Origin of the sequence: Streptomyces sp. NPDC096132 (genome assembly GCF_044763345.1) — a bacterium.
GTDB lineage: Bacteria > Actinomycetota > Actinomycetes > Streptomycetales > Streptomycetaceae > Streptomyces.
Map to the genome: position 1 here is coordinate 100,932 of NZ_JBIWGA010000019.1, position 18,989 is coordinate 119,920.

14 protein-coding genes, 1 tRNA gene and 1 pseudogene are annotated in these 18,989 nt (G+C 72.4%); 9 read left to right on the plus strand and 7 right to left on the minus strand.

Annotated features, from left to right (window positions below; translation table 11 throughout):
• Positions 1 to 27: 27 nt before the first annotated feature.
• Positions 28 to 957: an NTP transferase domain-containing protein gene (locus tag ACIRF9_RS36180; RefSeq protein WP_403831113.1), complete on the plus strand. Its 930-nt coding sequence runs from the start codon at positions 28 to 30 to the stop codon at positions 955 to 957.
• Entirely contained in the window at positions 954 to 2,348 is a 1,395-nt protein-coding gene (locus tag ACIRF9_RS36185; RefSeq protein WP_403831116.1) for a molybdopterin molybdotransferase MoeA, read from the plus strand. Before ACIRF9_RS36180 ends, ACIRF9_RS36185 begins: the two co-directional genes overlap by 4 nt.
• Positions 2,349 to 2,405: 57 nt before the next feature.
• On the opposite strand, the gene ACIRF9_RS36190 is transcribed toward ACIRF9_RS36185, so the two are convergent.
• On the minus strand, positions 2,406 to 3,524 hold the full coding sequence (locus ACIRF9_RS36190; RefSeq protein WP_403831119.1) for a potassium channel family protein: 1,119 nt from the start codon (positions 3,522 to 3,524) through the stop codon (positions 2,406 to 2,408).
• A 117-nt stretch (positions 3,525 to 3,641) separates the two neighbouring features.
• Here ACIRF9_RS36190 and ACIRF9_RS36195 point away from each other — a divergent pair.
• Positions 3,642 to 4,274: pseudogene (locus ACIRF9_RS36195) on the plus strand (potassium channel family protein); the annotation flags it as partial.
• A 9-nt stretch (positions 4,275 to 4,283) separates the two neighbouring features.
• On the opposite strand, the gene ACIRF9_RS36200 reads toward ACIRF9_RS36195, so the two are convergent.
• Together ACIRF9_RS36200 and ACIRF9_RS36205 are read right to left on the minus strand one after the other, a co-directional pair.
• The gene (locus ACIRF9_RS36200; RefSeq protein WP_403831121.1) at positions 4,284 to 5,132 is read right to left on the minus strand and encodes an ABC transporter permease; all 849 of its coding nucleotides are present in this window, start codon (positions 5,130 to 5,132) and stop codon (positions 4,284 to 4,286) included.
• Positions 5,129 to 6,145 (minus strand): ATP-binding cassette domain-containing protein, encoded by a 1,017-nt coding sequence (locus ACIRF9_RS36205; protein ID WP_403831124.1) that lies wholly within the window; start codon positions 6,143 to 6,145, stop codon positions 5,129 to 5,131. Before ACIRF9_RS36205 ends, ACIRF9_RS36200 begins: the two co-directional genes overlap by 4 nt.
• Positions 6,146 to 6,273: 128 nt before the next feature.
• Here ACIRF9_RS36205 and ACIRF9_RS36210 point away from each other — a divergent pair, with 128 nt between their 5' ends.
• The gene (locus ACIRF9_RS36210; RefSeq protein WP_403831126.1) at positions 6,274 to 7,254 is read left to right on the plus strand and encodes an NAD(P)H-quinone oxidoreductase; all 981 of its coding nucleotides are present in this window, start codon (positions 6,274 to 6,276) and stop codon (positions 7,252 to 7,254) included.
• A gap of 43 nt (positions 7,255 to 7,297) precedes the next feature.
• Here the strand turns inward: ACIRF9_RS36210 and ACIRF9_RS36215 are convergent, their stop codons facing one another.
• On the minus strand, positions 7,298 to 7,735 hold the full coding sequence (locus ACIRF9_RS36215; protein ID WP_403831128.1) for a hypothetical protein: 438 nt from the start codon (positions 7,733 to 7,735) through the stop codon (positions 7,298 to 7,300).
• Positions 7,736 to 8,318: 583 nt separating this feature from the next.
• Between ACIRF9_RS36215 and ACIRF9_RS36220 the strand changes: the two genes are divergently transcribed.
• Positions 8,319 to 8,867 (plus strand): bacterial proteasome activator family protein, encoded by a 549-nt coding sequence (locus ACIRF9_RS36220; RefSeq protein WP_403831130.1) that lies wholly within the window; start codon positions 8,319 to 8,321, stop codon positions 8,865 to 8,867.
• A gap of 67 nt (positions 8,868 to 8,934) precedes the next feature.
• Here ACIRF9_RS36220 and ACIRF9_RS36225 read toward each other — a convergent pair whose 3' ends face one another.
• Positions 8,935 to 10,566 carry a protein kinase gene (locus tag ACIRF9_RS36225; RefSeq protein ID WP_403831132.1) on the minus strand — a complete coding sequence of 544 codons (1,632 nt, stop codon included), beginning with the start codon at positions 10,564 to 10,566 and terminating at the stop codon, positions 8,935 to 8,937.
• 345 nt (positions 10,567 to 10,911) lie between these two features.
• On the opposite strand from ACIRF9_RS36225, the gene ACIRF9_RS36230 reads away from it, so the two are divergent.
• From ACIRF9_RS36230 to ACIRF9_RS36245, 4 genes are all read left to right on the plus strand, one after another.
• Entirely contained in the window at positions 10,912 to 12,510 is a 1,599-nt protein-coding gene (locus tag ACIRF9_RS36230; RefSeq protein WP_403831135.1) for a protein kinase, read from the plus strand.
• 375 nt (positions 12,511 to 12,885) lie between these two features.
• On the plus strand, positions 12,886 to 14,064 hold the full coding sequence (pdhA, locus tag ACIRF9_RS36235) for a pyruvate dehydrogenase (acetyl-transferring) E1 component subunit alpha (protein ID WP_403831138.1): 1,179 nt from the start codon (positions 12,886 to 12,888) through the stop codon (positions 14,062 to 14,064).
• Between the two features lies 1 nt (position 14,065).
• Positions 14,066 to 15,067, plus strand: coding sequence for an alpha-ketoacid dehydrogenase subunit beta (locus ACIRF9_RS36240; RefSeq protein ID WP_403831140.1), 1,002 nt, complete (start codon positions 14,066 to 14,068; stop codon positions 15,065 to 15,067).
• A gap of 10 nt (positions 15,068 to 15,077) precedes the next feature.
• Positions 15,078 to 16,499 (plus strand): dihydrolipoamide acetyltransferase family protein, encoded by a 1,422-nt coding sequence (locus ACIRF9_RS36245; RefSeq protein WP_403831143.1) that lies wholly within the window; start codon positions 15,078 to 15,080, stop codon positions 16,497 to 16,499.
• Between the two features lie 48 nt (positions 16,500 to 16,547).
• On the opposite strand, the gene ACIRF9_RS36250 is transcribed toward ACIRF9_RS36245, so the two are convergent.
• Together ACIRF9_RS36250 and ACIRF9_RS36255 are read right to left on the minus strand one after the other, a co-directional pair.
• A complete protein-coding gene (locus tag ACIRF9_RS36250; protein WP_403831147.1) occupies positions 16,548 to 18,890 on the minus strand; it encodes a hypothetical protein in 2,343 nt (780 codons plus the stop codon).
• Between the two features lie 2 nt (positions 18,891 to 18,892).
• Positions 18,893 to 18,964: transfer RNA gene (locus ACIRF9_RS36255), tRNA-Arg, on the minus strand.
• Between the last annotated feature and the right edge of the window lie 25 nt (positions 18,965 to 18,989).

An 18,989-nucleotide genomic window follows, 5' to 3' on the forward strand; every position in this document is an offset into this window, starting at 1 on the left:
GATCGAGGAGGCCCGCATACTCAGGGGGTGACCTCGATCGAGTTCCCCGGCACCCCCGCCGGCCGTCCGCCGGGGCGGGCCACCGCCCCCTACGACGCCGTCGTGCTCGCCGGCGGCGGCGCCCGGCGCCTCGGCGGCGCCGACAAGCCCGCCGTGCGCGTGGGCGGACGGGCGCTGCTCGACCGGGTGCTCGCCGCCTGCGCCGACGCCCGCACCACCGTCGTGGTCGCCGACCCCCGGCCCACCGCCCGGCCCGTGCGCTGGGAGCGGGAGGACCCGCCCGGCGCGGGCCCCGTGGCCGCGCTCGACGCCGGTCTGCGCCGGACCGCGGCCGACGACGTCCTCGTCCTCTCCGCCGACCTGCCCTTCCTCGCGGCCGGCACGGTACGGCGGCTGCTGGACGCCCTGCGCGCCGGCCGGGCCGAGGGCGCGCTGCTCACCGACGCCGACGACCGCGACCAGCCGCTCGTCGCCGCGTACCGCACGGCCGCCCTGCGCCGCGAGTTGGCGCTGCTCACCGCGGCCCACGGCGGCCTGACAGGGCTGCCCCTGCGCCGGCTGACCGCCGGGCTCGACCTCACCCGTGTCCCCGACCCCGTCGCGTCGTTCGACTGCGACACCTGGGACGACATCGCCACCGCCAGAGCACGTATCAGGGAGCATGGCCACGTGTTGGATGAATGGATTTCCGCAGTCAAGGACGAACTGGGCATCGACCTCGACGTCGACACCGGTGTTCTCCTCGACCTCGCCCGGGACGCCGCCCACGGGGTGGCCCGGCCCGCGGCTCCGCTGACCACCTTCCTGGTCGGCTACGCGGCCGCACAGGCCCAGGGAGGCCCCGAGGCCGTGGCCGAGGCCGCCCGCAAGGCCGCCGACCTGGCGTTGCGCTGGGCCCAGGAGGCGGAACAGGAGGCCGCAGCCAAGCCCGGCGAGGCAGGGCCGGACGCCCGATGACCCCCCGCGGCATCCGGGAGGGAGAGGACGACGTCCAAGCCCTCGACAGCGAGGACCTGGACGTGGAGGAGGTGCTCGCCCTCGTGAACGACGACAAGGACCCCGCCCGCACCCCGGGCGACCCCGGCCGGGGCGAGAGCCGCGACGCCCGCGTCTCCCACGCCCCGCAGGACCGTCACGACCGCCACCAGGCCACCCCCTGGCCCGAGGCCCGGACCATCGCCGCCCGTGCCGCCCGGCCGCTCGCCGTCCGCCGCGCCCATGTCTCCGTGACCCTCGGCGACGCCCTCGGTCTCGTCCTCGCCGCTCCTCTGTCAGCCCTCACCGACCTGCCCTCCTTCGACACCTCCGCCATGGACGGCTGGGCGGTCGCGGGCCCCGGCCCCTGGCGCGTCCGGGACGAGGGCGTGCTGGCCGGCAGCGCCGCGCCCGCTCCCCTCGTCGACGGCGAGGCCGCCCGCATCGCCACCGGGGCCCGGATCCCCCCGGACACCACCGCGGTCCTGCGCAGCGAGCACGGCCGCACCGACGCCCAGGGCCGGTTGCACCCCACACGGGACCTGAGCCACGGCCAGGACATCCGCCCGCGGGGCCAGGAATGCCGGAGCGGTGATCAGCTGCTGCCCGCCGGAGCCGTGGTGACCCCGGCCGTGCTCGGCCTCGCCGCGGCCGCCGGGTACGACACGCTGGCCGCCGTACCGCGCCCCCGTGTCGAGGTGCTCGTCCTCGGGGACGAGCTGCTCACCGAGGGCCGCCCGCACGACGGGCTCATCCGGGACGCACTCGGCCCGATGCTGCCGCCGTGGCTGCGGGCCCTGGGCGCCGAGGTCACGGCCGTACGCCGGATCGGCGACGACGCGAAGGCCCTGCACCGGGCCGTCACGCGATCCGCCGCCGATCTGATCGTCACCACCGGCGGCACCGCCTCGGGACCGGTCGACCATGTCCACCCCGTCCTGCGCCGCATCGAGGCCGAACTCCTCGTCGACGGCGTCCAGGTGCGCCCCGGGCACCCGATGCTGCTGGCCCGCGTCCGGGACGACCAGCATCTCGTGGGCCTGCCCGGCAACCCGCTCGCGGCCGTCTCCGGGCTGCTCACGCTCGCCGAGCCCCTGCTGCGGACCCTGGCCGCACGCCCGGCCCCGGAGCCGTACGCGCTGCCCTTGCGGGACGAGGTGCACGGGCACCCGTACGACACCCGGCTCGTCCCGGTGGTGCTGCGGGGAGATCACGCCGTGCCGCTGCACTACTACGGCCCGGCCATGCTGCGGGGCATCGCGGCGGCCGACGCCCTGGCCGTCGTACCGCCCGGTGGTGCCCGGGCGGGTCAGGAGACGGAACTGCTCGATCTGCCGTGGGCGACGGCCGGGGTCGCCGCCTGTTTCACGTGAAACATCGTCAGGCGAAACGCCACCGACGGACCCCGACAGATCCCGAAGGGCGCCGCCTCACGCCTGCGCGGGTGCCGGGACGGCCCGGCGGACCGTGATCACGCGGTCCCCGCGCTGGAGCCGGGTGAGCCGGGGGTCGGCGTAGTCGAGCAGCTCCCTGCCGCGGACGACCGCCACGACCAGGTCCGCGGAGTTGCGCGGCGGCTGTCCCGCCTCCCCCTCGGTCACGGGGCGTTCGACGATGTCCAGCCCGCTGCCGAGGGTCATCAGGTTCTCCAGGGTCCTCGCCACGGTCGGGCTGACCATGGAGACGCCGAGCAGCCGGCCGGCGGAGGAGGAGCTGGTGACCACGGTGTCCGCGCCGGACTGCCGGAGCAGGGGCACGTTCTCGTCCTCCCGTGCGGCCACGACGATCGTGGCGCGCCGGTTCAGCTGCCGGGCCGTCAGGGTGACCAGGGCGGCCGTGTCGTCGCGCTGCGGGGCGACGATCACCCGGGAGGCGTGCTGGACCTCGGCCCGCCGCAGCACCTCACTGCGGGTGGCGTCCCCGGTGACCGCCACCAGCCCGTCGTCGCCGGCCGATTCGGCGGCCTTGCGCTGGGTGTCCACGATCACGATCCGGTCCTTGGTGATGCCCTGGCCGACGAGTGTCTGCACCGCGTGCCGGCCCTTCGTGCCGTAGCCGACGACCACGACGTGGTCCCGGGTGCGCATCCGCCAGCGGTGGATGCGGACCTGCTGCCGGGTGCGCTCGGTGAGCACCTCGAGGGTGGTGCCGACCAGGATGATCAGGAACAGCACGCGCAGCGGGGTGATGACCAGGATGTTGACCAGCCGGGCGGTGTCGCTGACCGGGGTGATGTCGCCGTAGCCGGTGGTGGAGAGGGTGACCGTGGCGTAGTAGGCGGCGTCGAGGAAGTCCACCGAGCCGTCGGAGTTGTCGTTGTAGCCGTCGTGGTCGGCGTAGACGATCAGTGTGGTCAGGGCCAGCACCATCAGGGCGAGGGCGAGGCGGCGCAGCACCTGCTGGAGCGGCGGTGCGCCGACGTTCACCGGCATCGTGATGGAGCGCCCCGCCTCGGCGTCGTCGCGTGCCTCCGTGCGGGTGCGGTACCAGAGGGACCTGAAGAGGGAGAGCCTCACCGGGCCGGCGGAATGTCGTTCCTGGTACTTCATCGCGCGCCCCCTGTGGCCGTGATCCGATCGATGGGCACCATGGTTCCCGGCGGGCCGGTGCCCGTCATGAAGCAACACGGTCCCCGAACCGTGTCCGTTCCCGCTCCGGAGGTCCCTTTGCGCGACCACATTGTCGTCGTCGGCTTCGGCACGAAGGGGCGGTCCGCGATCCGGACGGCCTGTGCGGCGGGGCTGCGCAAGGACCAGGTCGTGGTGATCGATCCCAGCGTGAAGGTGATCGACGCGGCGACCGCCGAGGGCTACGAGGGCGTGGTCGGGGACGCCACCCGCAGCGATGTGCTGCGGCGGGCCGAGGTGCAGCGGGCCGGACGGATCATCATCGCGACCGAGCGCGACGACACGGCTGTCCTCGTCGCGCTGACGGCCCGCCAGCTCAACCCCGCAGCGAAGATCGTGGCCGCGGTGCGCGAGGAGGAGAACGCGCCGCTGCTCAAGCAGTCCGGCGCCGACGAGGTCATCACCAGCGCGGGAGCGGCCGGCCGGCTGCTGGGACTGTCCGTGCTCAGCCCGTCGGCCGGACTGGTCATGGAGGACCTCATACAGCAGGGCAGCGGTCTTGACCTGGTCGAGCGGACCGTCACCAAGGCGGAGGCGGGCCGCAGCCCGCGCGAGACGGCCGACCTGGTGGTCAGCGTCGTGCGCGGGCACCGGGTCCTCGCCTACGACGATCCCGCCATCGGCGCACTGGAGTTGACGGACCGGCTGATCACGATCGTCCGCGTCGACTGAGCCGTACGGCTACCTGCGGTTGTACAGACGCATCGTCACCGGCCCGAAGACCAGCACGAACAGCCCGGCCCACCCCAGCGACCAGGCGATCTCGGCGCCCGGCCAGTCACCGGCCATCAGTCCCCGTACCGCCGACGACAGATGGGTGACCGGGCTGTTGTTGACGAAGGCCTGCAGCCAGCCCGGCATGGTGCGGGGGTCGACGAACACGTTGGACAGGAAGGTGAGCGGGAAGATCACCATCATGCTGACGCCCATCACCGACTTCTCGGTGCGCAGCAGCAGCCCGAACATCGTCCAGATCCACGAGAAGGCGAACGAGAAGACGACCAGCAGGGCGATCCCCGCGACCACGCCCCCGACGCCGCCGTCCGGCCGGTAGCCGAGGGCGAGCCCCACGGTGAGCATCACGACGGAGGCGATGGTGTAGCGCAGCGCGTCGCCGAGCAGATAGCCGACCATCGTCGAGGGCCGCCAGATCGGCAGCGAGCGGAACCGGTCGAAGACGCCCTTCTCGATGTCGGTGTTCACCGAGACGCCCGTGTACATCGTGATCATCACGACCGACATCACCAGGATGCCCGGCAGTAGGAACTGGATGTACTGCCGCGGGGACCCGGCCAGGGCGCCGCCGAACAGGTACGTGTACATCAGCACCATCATGATCGGGAACGCGGTGACGTCGAAGAGCTGCTCCGGCACGTGCTTGATCTTGAGGATCGCCCGCCACCCGAACGTGAGGGAGGCCGACCAGGCGCTCGGGCGCGCCGGCCGTTCGCCCGCCACGAGCAGCGCGGCGAGCGAGTCGGCGCTCACCGGGGCGAGTTCCTGGGTGTCCGTCGTCGTCGCGGTGCTCACGCCGCCACCTCGTCCTTCGTGTCGTCGGACGCGCCGGTGCCGTGTCCGGTGAGGGCCAGGAACACCTCGTCCAGGCTGGGCTGGCCGAGGGAGAAGTTGTCGACGGTGATACCGGCCCGGGCCAGTTCGCCGAGGGCGCGGGAGGCCTGTTCGGCGGCCGTGTCGCCGGTCGCCGCGGCGAGCCGGGCGGTCAGCGCCACCGGATCGGGGTCCCGCTGGACCTCGGCGTCCAGGTCCCGCCGCAGCACGTGCTCGGCCTCCGGCCGCTGCCCGGCGTCCCGCAGCCGCAGATGCACGGATCCCGCGCCGACGGAGGCCTTCAGCTCGCCCTTCGTGCCCTCGGCGATCACCCGGCCGTGGTCGATGACCGCGATCCGGGACGCCAGCTGGTCGGCCTCGTCGAGGTACTGCGTGGTCAGCAGCACGGTCGTGCCCTGCGCGACCACCGCCCGCACGATGTCCCAGACCTGGTTGCGGCTGCGAGGGTCGAGCCCGGTCGTCGGCTCGTCCAGGAAGAGCAGGTCGGGCGTGCTGAGGATGGACGCGGCGATGTCGATGCGGCGCCGCATACCGCCCGAGTAGTGCTTGACCTGCTTCCCGGCCGCGTCCGCCAGCCCGAACGCCGCCAGCAGCCGCGCGGACCGCTCCCGGGCCGCCTTCTTGCCGTGCCCGAGGAGGCGGCCGAGCAGCACCAGGTTCTCGGTGCCGGTGAGGTCCTCGTCCACGGACGCGTACTGCCCGGTGAGACTCACCCGGCCGCGCACCGCGTCGGCCTCCCGTACGACGTCGTGGCCGAAGACATGGGCCTCGCCGCCGTCGGGCCGCAGCAGGGTGGCGAGCATCTTCACGGTGGTCGTCTTGCCGGCTCCGTTGGGGCCGAGGACGCCGTAGACCGTTCCTGCCGGGACGGCGAGGTCGACGCCGTCCACGGCCCTGGTCCCGCCGAACGTCTTCACCAGACCCGCGGTCTCGATGGCCAGGCCGGCGGTGGGCCGGTCCGTGCTCTGGCTCATGGTGGGGTGTCCTTCCGCGTACGTGGGCTACGCAGGGGGAGACCCGTGTCGTCCCCCGAACTCATCGGTGGGCGCACAGGGATTTCTCCGGGGATCCCCGGCCGGGGGCGCGCGGTAGCGTCGCCCTCATGCATGCGATCACGATTCCCGAACCTGGTGGTCCCGAGGCGCTGGTGTGGGACGAGGTCCCCGATCCCGTCCCCGGCGAGGGCGAGGTCCTGGTCGAGGTGGTGGCCGGCGCCGTCAACCGCGCCGACATCCTCCAGCGGCAGGGCTTCTACGACCCGCCGCCCGGCGCCTCCCGCTACCCCGGCCTGGAGTGCTCCGGACGGGTCGCCGCGCTCGGCCCCGGGGTCTCCGGCTGGGCCGTCGGCGACGAGGTGTGCGCGCTGCTCGCGGGCGGCGGCTACGCCGAGAAGGTCGCCGTCCCGGCCGGCCAGCTGCTGCCCGTGCCCGAGGGGGTCGACCTCCGGCAGGCCGCCGCGCTCCCCGAGGTGACCTGCACGGTCTGGTCGAACGTGTTCATGGTCGCCCATCTGCGCCCCGGCGAGACACTGCTCGTGCACGGCGGCTCCAGCGGCATCGGCACCATGGCGATCCAGCTCGCCAAGGCCGCCGGCGCGAAGGTCGCGGTCACCGCCGGCACCAAGGAGAAGCTGGACCAGTGCGCCGAGCTGGGCGCGGACATCCTGATCAACTACCGCGAGCAGGACTTCGTCGCCGAGCTGAAGGCGGCCACCGGCGGCGCGGGTGCCGACGTCATCCTCGACAACATGGGCGCGAAGTACCTGGACCGCAACGTCCAGAGCCTCGCCGTCAACGGGCGGCTCGCGATCATCGGCATGCAGGGCGGGATCAAGGGCGAGCTGAACATCGGCGCCCTCCTCGGCAAGCGCGCCGCCATCAGCGCGACCTCGCTGCGGGCGCGCCCGCCGGAGGAGAAGACGGCCATCGTCGCGGCCGTACGCGAACACGTCTGGCCCCTCATCGCGGACGGTCATGTCCGTCCCGTCGTCGACCGCGAGGTCCCGATGAGCGACGCGGCCGCCGCCCACCGGGTCGTCGAGGAGAGCAGCCACGTCGGCAAGGTGCTGCTGGTGACGCCGTAGACACCGGGGACGTGGAGCCCCTGCCGGGACCTGCGCGCCCCGCTCAGGGCCGCCGCAGCCGCAGGGCGGCGAGGCCGAGGGCCAGGCCGAGGCCGATGAGGACGAGCCCGCTGCCCAGCGGCAGGATCCGCAGCACGGGCCCCTCGGCCGGCTCCCCCTGCGCGGCGGCTCCGCCCACGCCGTCCTGGGGCGGGGCGGAGTCCACCGGCGCCACGGCGGCCGCCTCGGGCGACTTCGGCACGTCGTCGGCGTCCGGGTCGGTCGAGGGTTCGGCGGTGTCGTCGGAGTCCTCCGAGTGGTCCTCCGTCCGGCCGTCGCCCGCGTCCTCCTCGCCGGTCCCCGCACCCTCCTCGTCCGCGGTCTCGTCCTCCTCCGCGTCCTCGTCCCGTACGTCCGGCCGACCCGGCCGCGCTCGCCCCTCACCAGCCCGGCTACCGGCCCGGTCGGGCCCGGAGGAGGAAGGGGAGGGACGGGCCGACACCGAACCGGCGGCCGGGTGCGCCGTCCCTTCCCGGCGCGTCGCCGCGGGCCCGTGCCCCGACCCGCCCCGGTGCGACGGAACGGTCCCCTGCGGCGACCCGCCTCGATGCGTTGACCTGGACTCCTGCGTCGACCTGGACTCCTGCGTCGACCCGGATCCCTGCGTCGACCCGGACCCCTGCGTTGACCCGGACCCCTGTGTTGTCCTGGATCCCTGCGTCGACCCGGATCCCTGCGTCGACCCGGATCCCCGCGTCGATACGCCCTCGTACGACGAAACGCTTCCGTACGACGAAACGCCCCCGTACGTCGAAACGGCGCCGTACACCGGTGCACCCCCGGGCAGCACGACGGCCGCTCCCACCCCCACCGCACACAACCCCCGCCGCCATGGAGTCACGCCGGTGACCCCCTCCCGGTCTCAGTTGCCAAGGAATGAGGCCATAAGCCTCACACTCGGAACATTCGCCCGCATTCCGGGGTGTGCCGAACGTGTATGGGACAAGGGCCGGGCGGAAACGGTGGATCATCCTCCATGGGGGGCACCACGGTGATGAGGTGTACGGGTGCGAGAGAATGGCGGCATGGAGATGCCGAGGAACGATAGGTCGCCGGAGACCGCCCAGAAGATCCTGGTCGTGGGCCAGGACGGCATGGCACTCGGTGGCGTCGACGCCGATGAGGACTCCCGTGAGATCCCGGTGACGGAGCAGGTCGAGCAGCCGGCGAAGGTCATGCGGATCGGCAGCATGATCAAGCAGTTGCTGGAGGAGGTGCGCGCGGCTCCCCTGGACGAGGCGAGCCGGGCCCGGCTGAAGGAGATCCACGCCAGCTCGGTGAAGGAGCTGGAGGACGGTCTGGCGCCGGAGCTCGTCGAGGAGCTGGAGCGGCTCTCCCTGCCGTTCAACGAGGACTCCACCCCGAGCGACTCGGAACTGCGCATCGCGCAGGCCCAGTTGGTCGGCTGGCTGGAGGGGCTCTTCCACGGCATCCAGACCACCCTGTTCGCCCAGCAGATGGCCGCACGCGCGCAGTTGGAGCAGATGCGCCGGGCGCTGCCGCCGGGGGTGGGTGGTCACGAGGGCGTCGACGATCCGCGCACGGGCGGCCGTTCGGGTGGCCCGTACCTGTAGGCACAGCGCGTTCCCACAGCCCTAGGGCCCGGCGTGAGCCGGGCCCTCTCTCATGTCATCGGGCGGGTCAGGACGCCGGGTTGCCCGTCGACACGCTCAGTTCGATCTCCGGCATGTCCTCCGGGTCGACGTCCGTCCCGGCGGACGGGAACTGGTCCATGACCGCGCCGTCGCCGTAGGTGTTCTCGTCCACGTACTTGATCTTCATCTTCCAGCCGGCCGCCTGGAAGCAGGACTTGACGGACTGGATGTACTTGAACTTGAAGTCCGGCACCCGGATCTTGTCGGGGTCGTTGTACGACTCGTCGGGCTCGGAGCACTCGGTCGACTCGATCGTCTTGGACGTGTCCGGACCGCGGTAGCCGGCCGCCTTGGTCGCCGACGAGGACGCGCTGGAGCCGCCGCTGCCGCCGTTGTCGTCGTCGTTGTCGTTGAACGCGAGGCTCGCCAGCAGCGCGCCCACCGCCACCACCGCGACCAGGGTCGAACCGATGACCACCGGCTTGTTGCCCTTGCCGCCGCCCGAGGACACCGCGGCCGAGGGCCGCGGGGCGAGGTTGTACGCCGGTGGCGTGGGCGGTCCCTGCTGGTGGCCGTAGGCCGGGGCGGGCGTCTGGTAGCCGCCCTGCTGCGGGTAGCCGTAGGACGGCGGGGTCGGGGCGCCGTACGGGTTCGGGGCCGGGGTCGGCTGGTACGGCGTCTGGACGTGGCCCATGGGCGGCTGGGGGGTGTGCTGGCCGACCGGCGGGAACACCGCGGAGCCGACGCCCGAGCCGCTCTGCTGCGGGGTGCCCGGGACGATGCTCGGCGGGGCCGCCTGGAAGGAGGCCGCGACGCGCAGGCACTCGTCGCGCATGGCGACGGCCGTCGGGAAACGCTCGTTCGGGTTCTTCTTCAGCGCGCGGGCGACCAGCGCGTCCAGGGCGGGCGGCAGCGACCGGTTGATCGAGGAGGGTGCCACCGGCTCCTCCTGCACATGCGCGTACGCGATCGCCAGCGCCGAGTCCGCGTCGAACGGCAGCCGGCCGGTGACCAGTTGGAACAGCATGATGCCGACCGAGTACAGGTCGGAGCGGGCGTCCACGCCACGGCCCAGCGCCTGCTCGGGCGAGAGGTACTGCGGGGTGCCGACGACCATGCCGGTCTGCGTCATCGAGGTCACGCCGGACTGCATGGCACGGGCGATGCCGAAGTCCATCACCTTGACGACCCCGCGCTTGGTCATCATCACGTTGCCGGGCTTGATGTCGCGGTGGACCAGCCCCATCTCGTGGCTGATCTCCAGCGCGGCCAGCACGTCCGCGGTGATCTTCAGTGCCTTGTCGGCGGGCATCGCGCCCTGCTGCCGTACGTCCTCGTCGAGCACCGAGCCGAGCGGGCGGCCCTCCACGTACTCCATGACGATGTAGGGAGTCGTCAGACCGCCCATCTCGTCCTCGCCGGTGTCGAAGACCGAGACGATGTTGGTGTGCGTGAGCTTGGCCACGGCCTGGGCCTCGCGGCGGAACCGCTCGCGGAAGGCCTGTTCCCGGCCCAGTTCGGTGTGGAGTGTCTTGATCGCGACCTGGCGGTCGAGCACGGAGTCGTAGGCGAGATGCACCGAGGCCATGCCGCCCTGGCCGAGCAGGTCGCGCAGCTGATACCGGCCGTTGGCCAGCGCCCGCGCCGGATGACCGCCCTGTGCGCCGTCCTGGCTCATGTTCCTCGTCCCCCGTGGGCCTTCAGGCGCCGTTGACTGCCGTTGATCGAAAGTGCTATTCCCGGCCAAGTCTGCCGTAGGGCACTGACACGTCAAGCTCGGTGCCCGTTCCGTGACCCTACGAGAAAGAAGCGTCGCGGAAGCGTTACAGGTGGCTTGCGGCCGGTACACACAATTTGCATGCCGGCACGTAGTACAGGTTTGATGACCGGTCCGTCTCGGACCGGCGGCGGAGCTCGTCAGGGGCTCATCCAGGACCGGAGGCTTGCGCGGAGGCTGTAGCGTGGCCGACGGAGACCGTAACAACACCGCGCGCACCGCGGGCAGAAACGACGGCGAGGACTGATGGCACAGCAGCAGCCCCAGGGCCCGTCCGACCCCGAGGCGACTGGCGGCGGTATGTCAGACGCGCCGGAGAACTGGGGCAACGGCGGACTGGTCGGCGACGGCCGGTACCGGCTGACCCGCAGACTCGGCCGGGGCGGTATGGCCGAGGTGTTCGCGGCCGAGGACGTACGTCTCGGCCGGACCGTCGCGGTCAAGCTGCTGCGCGCCGACCTCGCCGAGGACCCCACGTCCAAGGCCCGCTTCACGCGCGAGGCCCAGTCGGTGGCCGGCCTCAACCACCACGCGATCGTCGCCGTGTACGACTCCGGTGAGGACTTCGTGGGCGGCCAGAGCGTGCCGTACATCGTGATGGAGATCGTCGAGGGCCGCACCATCCGCGACCTCCTGCTCACCGCCGAGGCGCCCGGGCCCGAGCAGGCCCTGATCATCGTCTCCGGTGTGCTGGAGGCGCTCGCCTACTCGCACCAGCACGGCATCGTGCACCGTGACATCAAGCCCGCCAACGTGATCATCACGAACAACGGCGCGGTCAAGGTGATGGACTTCGGCATCGCGCGCGCCCTGCACGGCGCGTCCACGACGATGACGCAGACCGGCATGGTCATGGGCACCCCGCAGTACCTCTCCCCGGAGCAGGCGCTCGGCAAGGCCGTCGACCACCGCTCCGACCTGTACGCGACGGGCTGCCTCCTGTACGAACTGCTGGCGCTGCGCCCGCCGTTCATCGGCGAGACCCCGCTGGCGGTGGTCTACCAGCATGTGCAGGACATCCCCCTGCCGCCGTCGAACACCTCGGAGGGCGCGTGCCCGCCGGAACTCGACGGGCTCGTCATGCGGTCCCTCGCCAAGGAGCCCGACGACCGGTTCCAGACGGCCGAGGAGATGCGCGGACTCGTCCAGTACGCGCTCCAGATGCTGTACGACCAGGGCGGCCACACCGGCACCTGGAACACCGGCCCGGTCGCCCTGCACGACGGCCGGGGCGGCCCGTCCTCCGGCGGCTTCGCGAGCACCACGGTGCTGCCGCACCACGACGGCTCCAGCACCTCGCAGATCCCGCAGCCGATCCTGCCCACGGGCTACGGCAGCGGCGACGACGGCGGCTTCGAGGGGCACGGCAACAAGGGCAGCGGCCGCGGCAAGCTGTGGATCCTGGCCGTCCTCGCGGTGATCGCCATCGCGGCGGGAGTCGCGCTCGCACTGCAGAACAGGGTCACGGGCACCAGCGACGACGGGACCACGACGTCGCCGAGCGCCACCCAGTCGCCGAGCGCCGAGGCGAGCGAGTCGCCGACGGACGACGAGACCGAGGAGTCCACGGACGACACCTCGGACGACAGCACCGGCTCGGACTCCGGGTCGTACAACACGCCGTCGTACACACCCTCGTACACGCCGTCGTACACGCCGTCGCAGACCGCCACCTCCGACCCCTCGCAGGAGGAGACGGACCCGGAGACCACGCAGCCGAGCAACCCGGCGACGACCGACCCGGCGGCGGACGGCGGGACCAGCGAGGGCACGACGGACGGTTCCGACAACGGCGGCACCGACCAGGGCAGCACCACCCTGGGGGCCGGCCTCGGCGGCAACTGACCGGCGTCATATTTCAGCCACGCGCGCGTGAAGCCCTTTCCGGGGCATCACGCGCGCGTGGTGCATTCGGGGGACTCTTCCCGTGACCTCGGTCACCGGGATAACGTGCCCTTGTTCCGGCCCCCTGCAAGGCTGTGACCAGGAAGAGTTCCCGATTTTGCGAATTTACTTGGAAATCCAAGCAAAAACGCAGGTCAGGAGGGGTTTCACAGAAATGTGGGCTACTGGGTAACGTGCCTGTTGCAGGGCGCTCGCCGGGGCACCTGTCACATCTGTGCCCGTTTTGCCGCACCCACCCTGTGCGGATGCGAAGGCACAGGTGAGCCGCACTGGCACCCGGCGAACCCGGGTAGCCGGACCGACGGAGGAGCACACGTGACCGTGGAGAGCACTGCCGCGCGCAAACCGCGACGCAGCGCCGGAACCAAGAGCACGGCCGGCAAGCGCACGACCGCAAGGAACGCGCCAGGCGCCGAGCCCCAGCTCGTACAGCTGCTGACGCCCGAGGGCGAGCGCGTCAAGAACGCCGACTACGACAAGTACGTCGCGGGCATCACCCCCGAAGAGCTCCGCGGTCTCTACCGCGACATGGTGCTAACCCGCCGCTTCGACGCCGAGGCCACCTCCCTGCAGCGCCAGGGCGAGCTGGGCCTGTGGGCGTCGCTGCTCGGCCAGGAGGCCGCCCAGATCGGCTCCGGCCGGGCGCTGCGCGACGACGACTACGTCTTCCCGACCTACCGCGAGCACGGCGTCGCCTGGTGCCGCGGGGTCGACCCGACCAACCTGCTCGGCATGTTCCGCGGGGTGAACAACGGCGGCTGGGACCCCAACGGCAACAACTTCCACCTCTACACGATCGTCATCGGCTCCCAGACGCTGCACGCGACCGGGTACGCGATGGGCATCGCCAAGGACGGCGCGGACAGCGCGGTGATCGCCTACTTCGGCGACGGCGCGAGCAGCCAGGGCGACGTCGCCGAGTCCTTCACCTTCTCCGCCGTCTACAACGCGCCGGTGGTGTTCTTCTGCCAGAACAACCAGTGGGCGATCTCCGAGCCGACCGAGAAGCAGACCCGCGTCCCGCTCTACCAGCGCGCCCAGGGCTTCGGCTTCCCCGGCGTCCGCGTCGACGGCAACGACGTGCTGGCCTGCCTCGCGGTCACCCGCTGGGCCCTGGAGCGGGCCCGCAACGGCGAGGGCCCCACCCTCGTCGAGGCGTACACGTACCGCATGGGCGCCCACACCACCTCCGACGACCCGACGAAGTACCGGGCCGACGAGGAGCGCGAGGCATGGGAGGCGAAGGACCCGATCCTGCGCCTTCGCCGCCACCTGGCGGCCGCAAACCACACGGACGAGGGATTCTTCGCGGAACTCGAGGCCGAGAGCGAGGCGTTGGGCAGGCGAGTGCGCGAAGCGGTCCGTGCCATGCCGGACCCGGACCACTTCGCCATCTTCGAGAACGTGTACGCGGACGGGCACGCGCTCGTCGACGAGGAGCGGGCCCAGTTCGCCGCCTACCAGGCGTCGTTCGCGGACGAGGGGGGTAACTGAGATGGCTGAGAAGATGGCACTGGCCAAGGCGATCAACGAGTCGCTGCGCCGCGCCCTGGAAGCGGACCCCAAGGTCCTCGTCATGGGCGAGGACGTCGGCAAGCTCGGCGGCGTCTTCCGGGTGACGGACGGCCTGCAGAAGGACTTCGGCGAGAGCCGCGTCATCGACACCCCGCTGGCCGAGTCCGGCATCGTCGGCACCGCGATCGGCCTGGCCCTGCGCGGCTACCGCCCGGTCGTGGAGATCCAGTTCGACGGCTTCGTCTTCCCGGCCTACGACCAGATCGTCACGCAGCTCGCCAAGATGCACGCCCGCTCCCTGGGCAAGGTCAAGATGCCGGTCGTCGTCCGCATCCCCTACGGCGGCGGCATCGGCGCGGTCGAGCACCACTCCGAGTCCCCGGAAGCGCTCTTCGCGCACGTCGCCGGACTGAAGGTCGTCTCCCCGTCGAACGCCTCGGATGCGTTCTGGATGATGCAGCAGGCCATCGAGTGCGACGACCCGGTGATCTTCTTCGAGCCCAAGCGGCGCTACTGGGACAAGGGCGAGGTCACGTGGTCCACCAGCGGCTCCGCCGCGGGGGAGGCCATCCCGGGCCCGCTGCACAAGGCCCAGGTGGTCCGCGAGGGCACCGACCTGACGCTCGCCGCCTACGGCCCGATGGTCAAGCTCTGCCTGGAGGCCGCCGCCGCGGCAGCCGAGGAGGGCAGGAACCTGGAGGTCCTGGACCTGCGCTCGGTCTCCCCGCTGGACTTCGACTCCATCCAGACGTCGGTCGAGAAGACCCGCCGCCTGGTCGTGGTCCACGAGGCGCCGGTGTTCTTCGGCTCCGGCGCGGAGATCGCCGCCCGGATCACGGAGCGCTGCTTCTACCACCTGGAGGCCCCGGTGCTCCGGGTCGGCGGCTACCACGCCCCGTACCCGCCGGCCCGCCTGGAGGAGGAGTACCTGCCGGGTCTGGACCGGGTGCTCGACGCCGTCGACCGTGCCCTGGCGTACTGAGGAGAGGGTCGTGACGACGATGACGGAAGCGTCCGTACGCGAGTTCAAGATGCCGGACGTCGGTGAGGGCCTCACCGAGGCCGAGATCCTCAAGTGGTACGTCCAGCCCGGCGACACGGTCACCGACGGCCAGGTGGTGTGCGAGGTCGAGACGGCCAAGGCCGCCGTCGAACTCCCCATCCCCTACGACGGTGTGGTCCGCTCACTGCACTTCCCCGAGGGCACCACGGTGGACGTGGGCACGTCGATCATCGCGGTCGACGTGACGGGCGGCGCGGCTCCGGCTCCCGCCGAGGCACCGGCTGCCGCCGCGGCGCCCGCCCCGGCTCCCGCGGTGCGGCCTGCAGAGGAGAAGAAGCCGGAGGGATCCGGCCGCCAGCCGGTGCTCGTCGGCTACGGCGTGGCCGCCTCCTCCACCAAGCGCCGCCCCCGCAAGAGCCCCGCGATCCCGGCCCAGGAGCCCGCGACCGCCGCCCCCCAGTCCGAGCTGAACGGCCACGGCAGCGCCCCGGCCGTGAAGGAGCGCCCGCTGGCCAAACCGCCGGTGCGCAAGCTCGCCAAGGACCTGGGCGTGGACCTGACGACCGTGGTCCCGACCGGCCCGGACGGCATCATCACGCGGGAGGACGTGCACGCGGCCGCGGCCCCGGCACAGGCGCCCGCACCGGTGACGCAGGCTCCGGCCCCGGTCACGACCCCCGCGGCGGCGCCCGTACCGTCGTACGACTCGGCACGCGAGACCCGTGTGCCGGTCAAGGGTGTCCGCAAGGCGACGGCGGCGGCGATGGTCGGCTCGGCGTTCACCGCGCCGCATGTCACCGAGTTCATCACGGTCGATGTCACGCGCACGCTCAAGCTGGTCGAGGAGCTGAAGCAGGACAAGGAGATGCAGGGGCTGCGGGTCAACCCGCTGCTGCTGATCGCCAAGGCCCTGCTGGTCGCGATCCGGCGCCACCCGGAGATCAACGCCTCCTGGGACGAGGCCGCACAGGAGATCGTGGTCAAGCACTACGTGAACCTGGGCATCGCGGCGGCCACCCCGCGCGGTCTGCTCGTGCCGAACATCAAGGACGCGCAGGCCAAGACGCTGCCGCAGCTGGCCGAGTCCCTGAGCGAGCTGGTCTCGACGGCGCGCGAGGGCAAGACGTCCCCCGCCGCCATGCAGGGCGGCACGGTGACCATCACCAACGTCGGCGTCTTCGGCGTCGACACCGGCACCCCGATCCTCAACCCCGGTGAGTCCGCGATCCTCGCGGTCGGCGCGATCAAGCTCCAGCCGTGGGTCCACAAGGGCAAGGTGAAGCCCCGCCAGGTGACGACCCTGGCACTCTCCTTCGACCACCGGCTGGTGGACGGGGAGCTGGGCTCGAAGGTGCTGGCGGACGTGGCGGCGATCCTGGAGCAGCCGAAGCGGCTGATCACCTGGGCGTGAACAGGGGGAGCCACGCCCTCGGGGCGTGGCTCCCCCTGTACTCCCTCTCTACCCCCTGGCTGTCGGATCCGCTGCCAGCCAGTGCCGTTCGGTCGTCCAGCCCTGCAGCCGTCGGCCGCGGCCTTCGGTCGCCGTTCCGCCCTCCGCGACCTGCCGCAGCCCGGTCAGTGCCGGTGCGAGGCGGGCGGCGACATGGCCGGGGTGGCGGGAGACCTCCTCGGACAGCCAGGTCAGCGTCCGGGCCTGCTCCCGCTCGCCGCACAGGGACAGATGGAACACCATCTGCCGCCACGCGTAGGCCGCGTCCTTGATCGTGGCCAGCGGGCGCGGATTGCCGTGGACACGGGCGGTCAGCCGGCACACCGTGACGAAGCAGCGGCGGGCCAGGTCCTCCCAGCCCGGGGCGGGCGCGATGCCGACCCGGTGGACCAGGGTGGCCAGGTTGTGCGTGGTGAGGATCTGCGCCTGCTCGATCACCTTGCCGTTCCCGGCCACCGACCAGGAGGACGGCTTCCGCGCGCTTTCCGAACTCGCCTCGGCCCGCGCCATGCACAGCTCGGCGAACCCCGGAGAGGTCCGCGGCCGGGACGGCCGGGTCCGCGCCCCGCCGGATGTCCGCGCCTCGGCGGCCTCCGCGATCGCCAGGTTGCGCACGGCCCGGTAGTCGACGGCGTAGTAGCGCTCGTAGAGCGAGCCGCCGCCGAGCAGTTCCGCCGCGACCCGCGCCGCGGCGAGGAACTTCGGGGTGAACGTGCCCATGAAGATGTCGGCGGCCAGCTCCTCGACCAGGGGCGCGCCCAGGTCGGCCTGACGGGCGAGTACGGACAGTTCGCGGACCAGCGGGTTCGGCAGGATCGTCCCGGGGAACGCCTGCACGGCCAGCTCGCCCAGCTGCCGCAGCGCGACGGCCGCCACCTCGCCCGCGGCGCCCTCGGCACGCTGTACGGCGACGGCCCGCACCCACGGCAGCTCCTCCATCCGCACCTGCTGCTGGAGGTTGAGCAGCAGCAGCGAACGCCGGCCCGCGAACGCGCGGTGGTTCGCGGCGGCCAGGGTGCGCAGGGCGCGGTCCGGGTAGGCCTGGGCGGTGGCCGCGGCGACGAGCTGCGGCACGAGCTCGGCCAGGACCTCCGCCGACGGCACGACACCGCGCTCCACCAGCGTGCCCAGGGGAGCGCTCAGCGCGGACTCGACGGGCCGGCGGACGGCGGCCGGGACCGTCGCGCCCACGGGCAGCCCGGTCTCCCGCGCCTCGGGCCCGGTCACCGGGACGAGCAGCGGCTCGGGCTCGGTCACGCCCGCCGCCTGGTCCAGTCCGGCCAGCCGGCTCAGCACCAGCTGGGCCAGGGCGTGGTGGGAGGGCAGCGCCGCCTGTGCGGCCTGCTCTCGGCGCAGGGCCGTGTGCGGTGCGGAACCGGGCAGTCCGCGCCGCCGCACCATCGCGGTGACGGCGTGCCGCAGCAGCCCGAGCCGGCGCGCGTCGGGACCCCGTCCGACGACGGTCTCCTCCAGCGCGCCCCGCAGAATCGCCAGGTTCCGCTTGGGGTTGAGGTGCTTCGTGCCGTACGTGTGCCGACGTGCGAGCTCGCGGTAGCGGCTCAGCAGCTCCGCCCCGCGCTCGTACCAGCCGGGGTGGGCATCACGCGCCGGGACATGGACGGTTCCGTCGTCGTCGGCCGTCTCCAGCCAGTGCGCGAGGAGTTCGTCGCCGAAGGGCTGCCACACGGTCAGCGCCTCCCGCTGCGTCTCCACGGCGTGGCTGGGCCGGCGCCGGGCCAGGGTCTTGCCGGCGTCGGCGACGGTCTGCCGGTGGACGGCACCGGCCTCGGGCGCGGGCCGATCGGACGGCCGCGGGGTGAAGCGCAGGCGCCCGGCGAAGGGGGCGAGTTCCCCGACGAGCGCGAGCGCCGCGTCGGTCTCCCCGGCCCGGGCCAGCCAGGCCACGGTGAGCAGGGCGGCCTCCTCGGGCACGGTCACCTCGTACCGGCCGCTGTCCAGCAGGTCGAAGAGCCGGCCCAGACCGTCCTCGGACAGGCAGTAGGCGAACAGCGCCTGCCGCTCCGCCGGCACCCCCGCGAGGCGCGCCGTCTCGGTCTCGTACTCCGTCAGAGGGCCCGAGGCGCTGGGCCGGCCGGTGGCGAAGCCGCCGCGCAGGACCTCGGGCGTCACCCATGCCGGAAGTCCCGCGACGGGTGTGCGGGAGCCGATCGCCAGACGGCCGTTCGCCAGTCCGGCGAGGACGGCCCGCCAGGAGCGGCCCCGTTCATCGGCCCGGCGGCGTGTGTCGGGGTCGTGGTGGGTGAGCGCGGTGGTGAGCGCCTTGGCCAGCTGTCCGGAGGCGTAGCCCGGGTTGGCGTGTGCGAGGTGCTGCTGGTCAGCGTCGCTGTTCATAGCCGACGTGGCGGGTGCCGCCCCCGCGCCCTCCGGGTCCGGAGCCCGGTGCTCTGCTGCTGAGCTACACGTCGATGGCACAGAAGCTAGGCGCCGAAC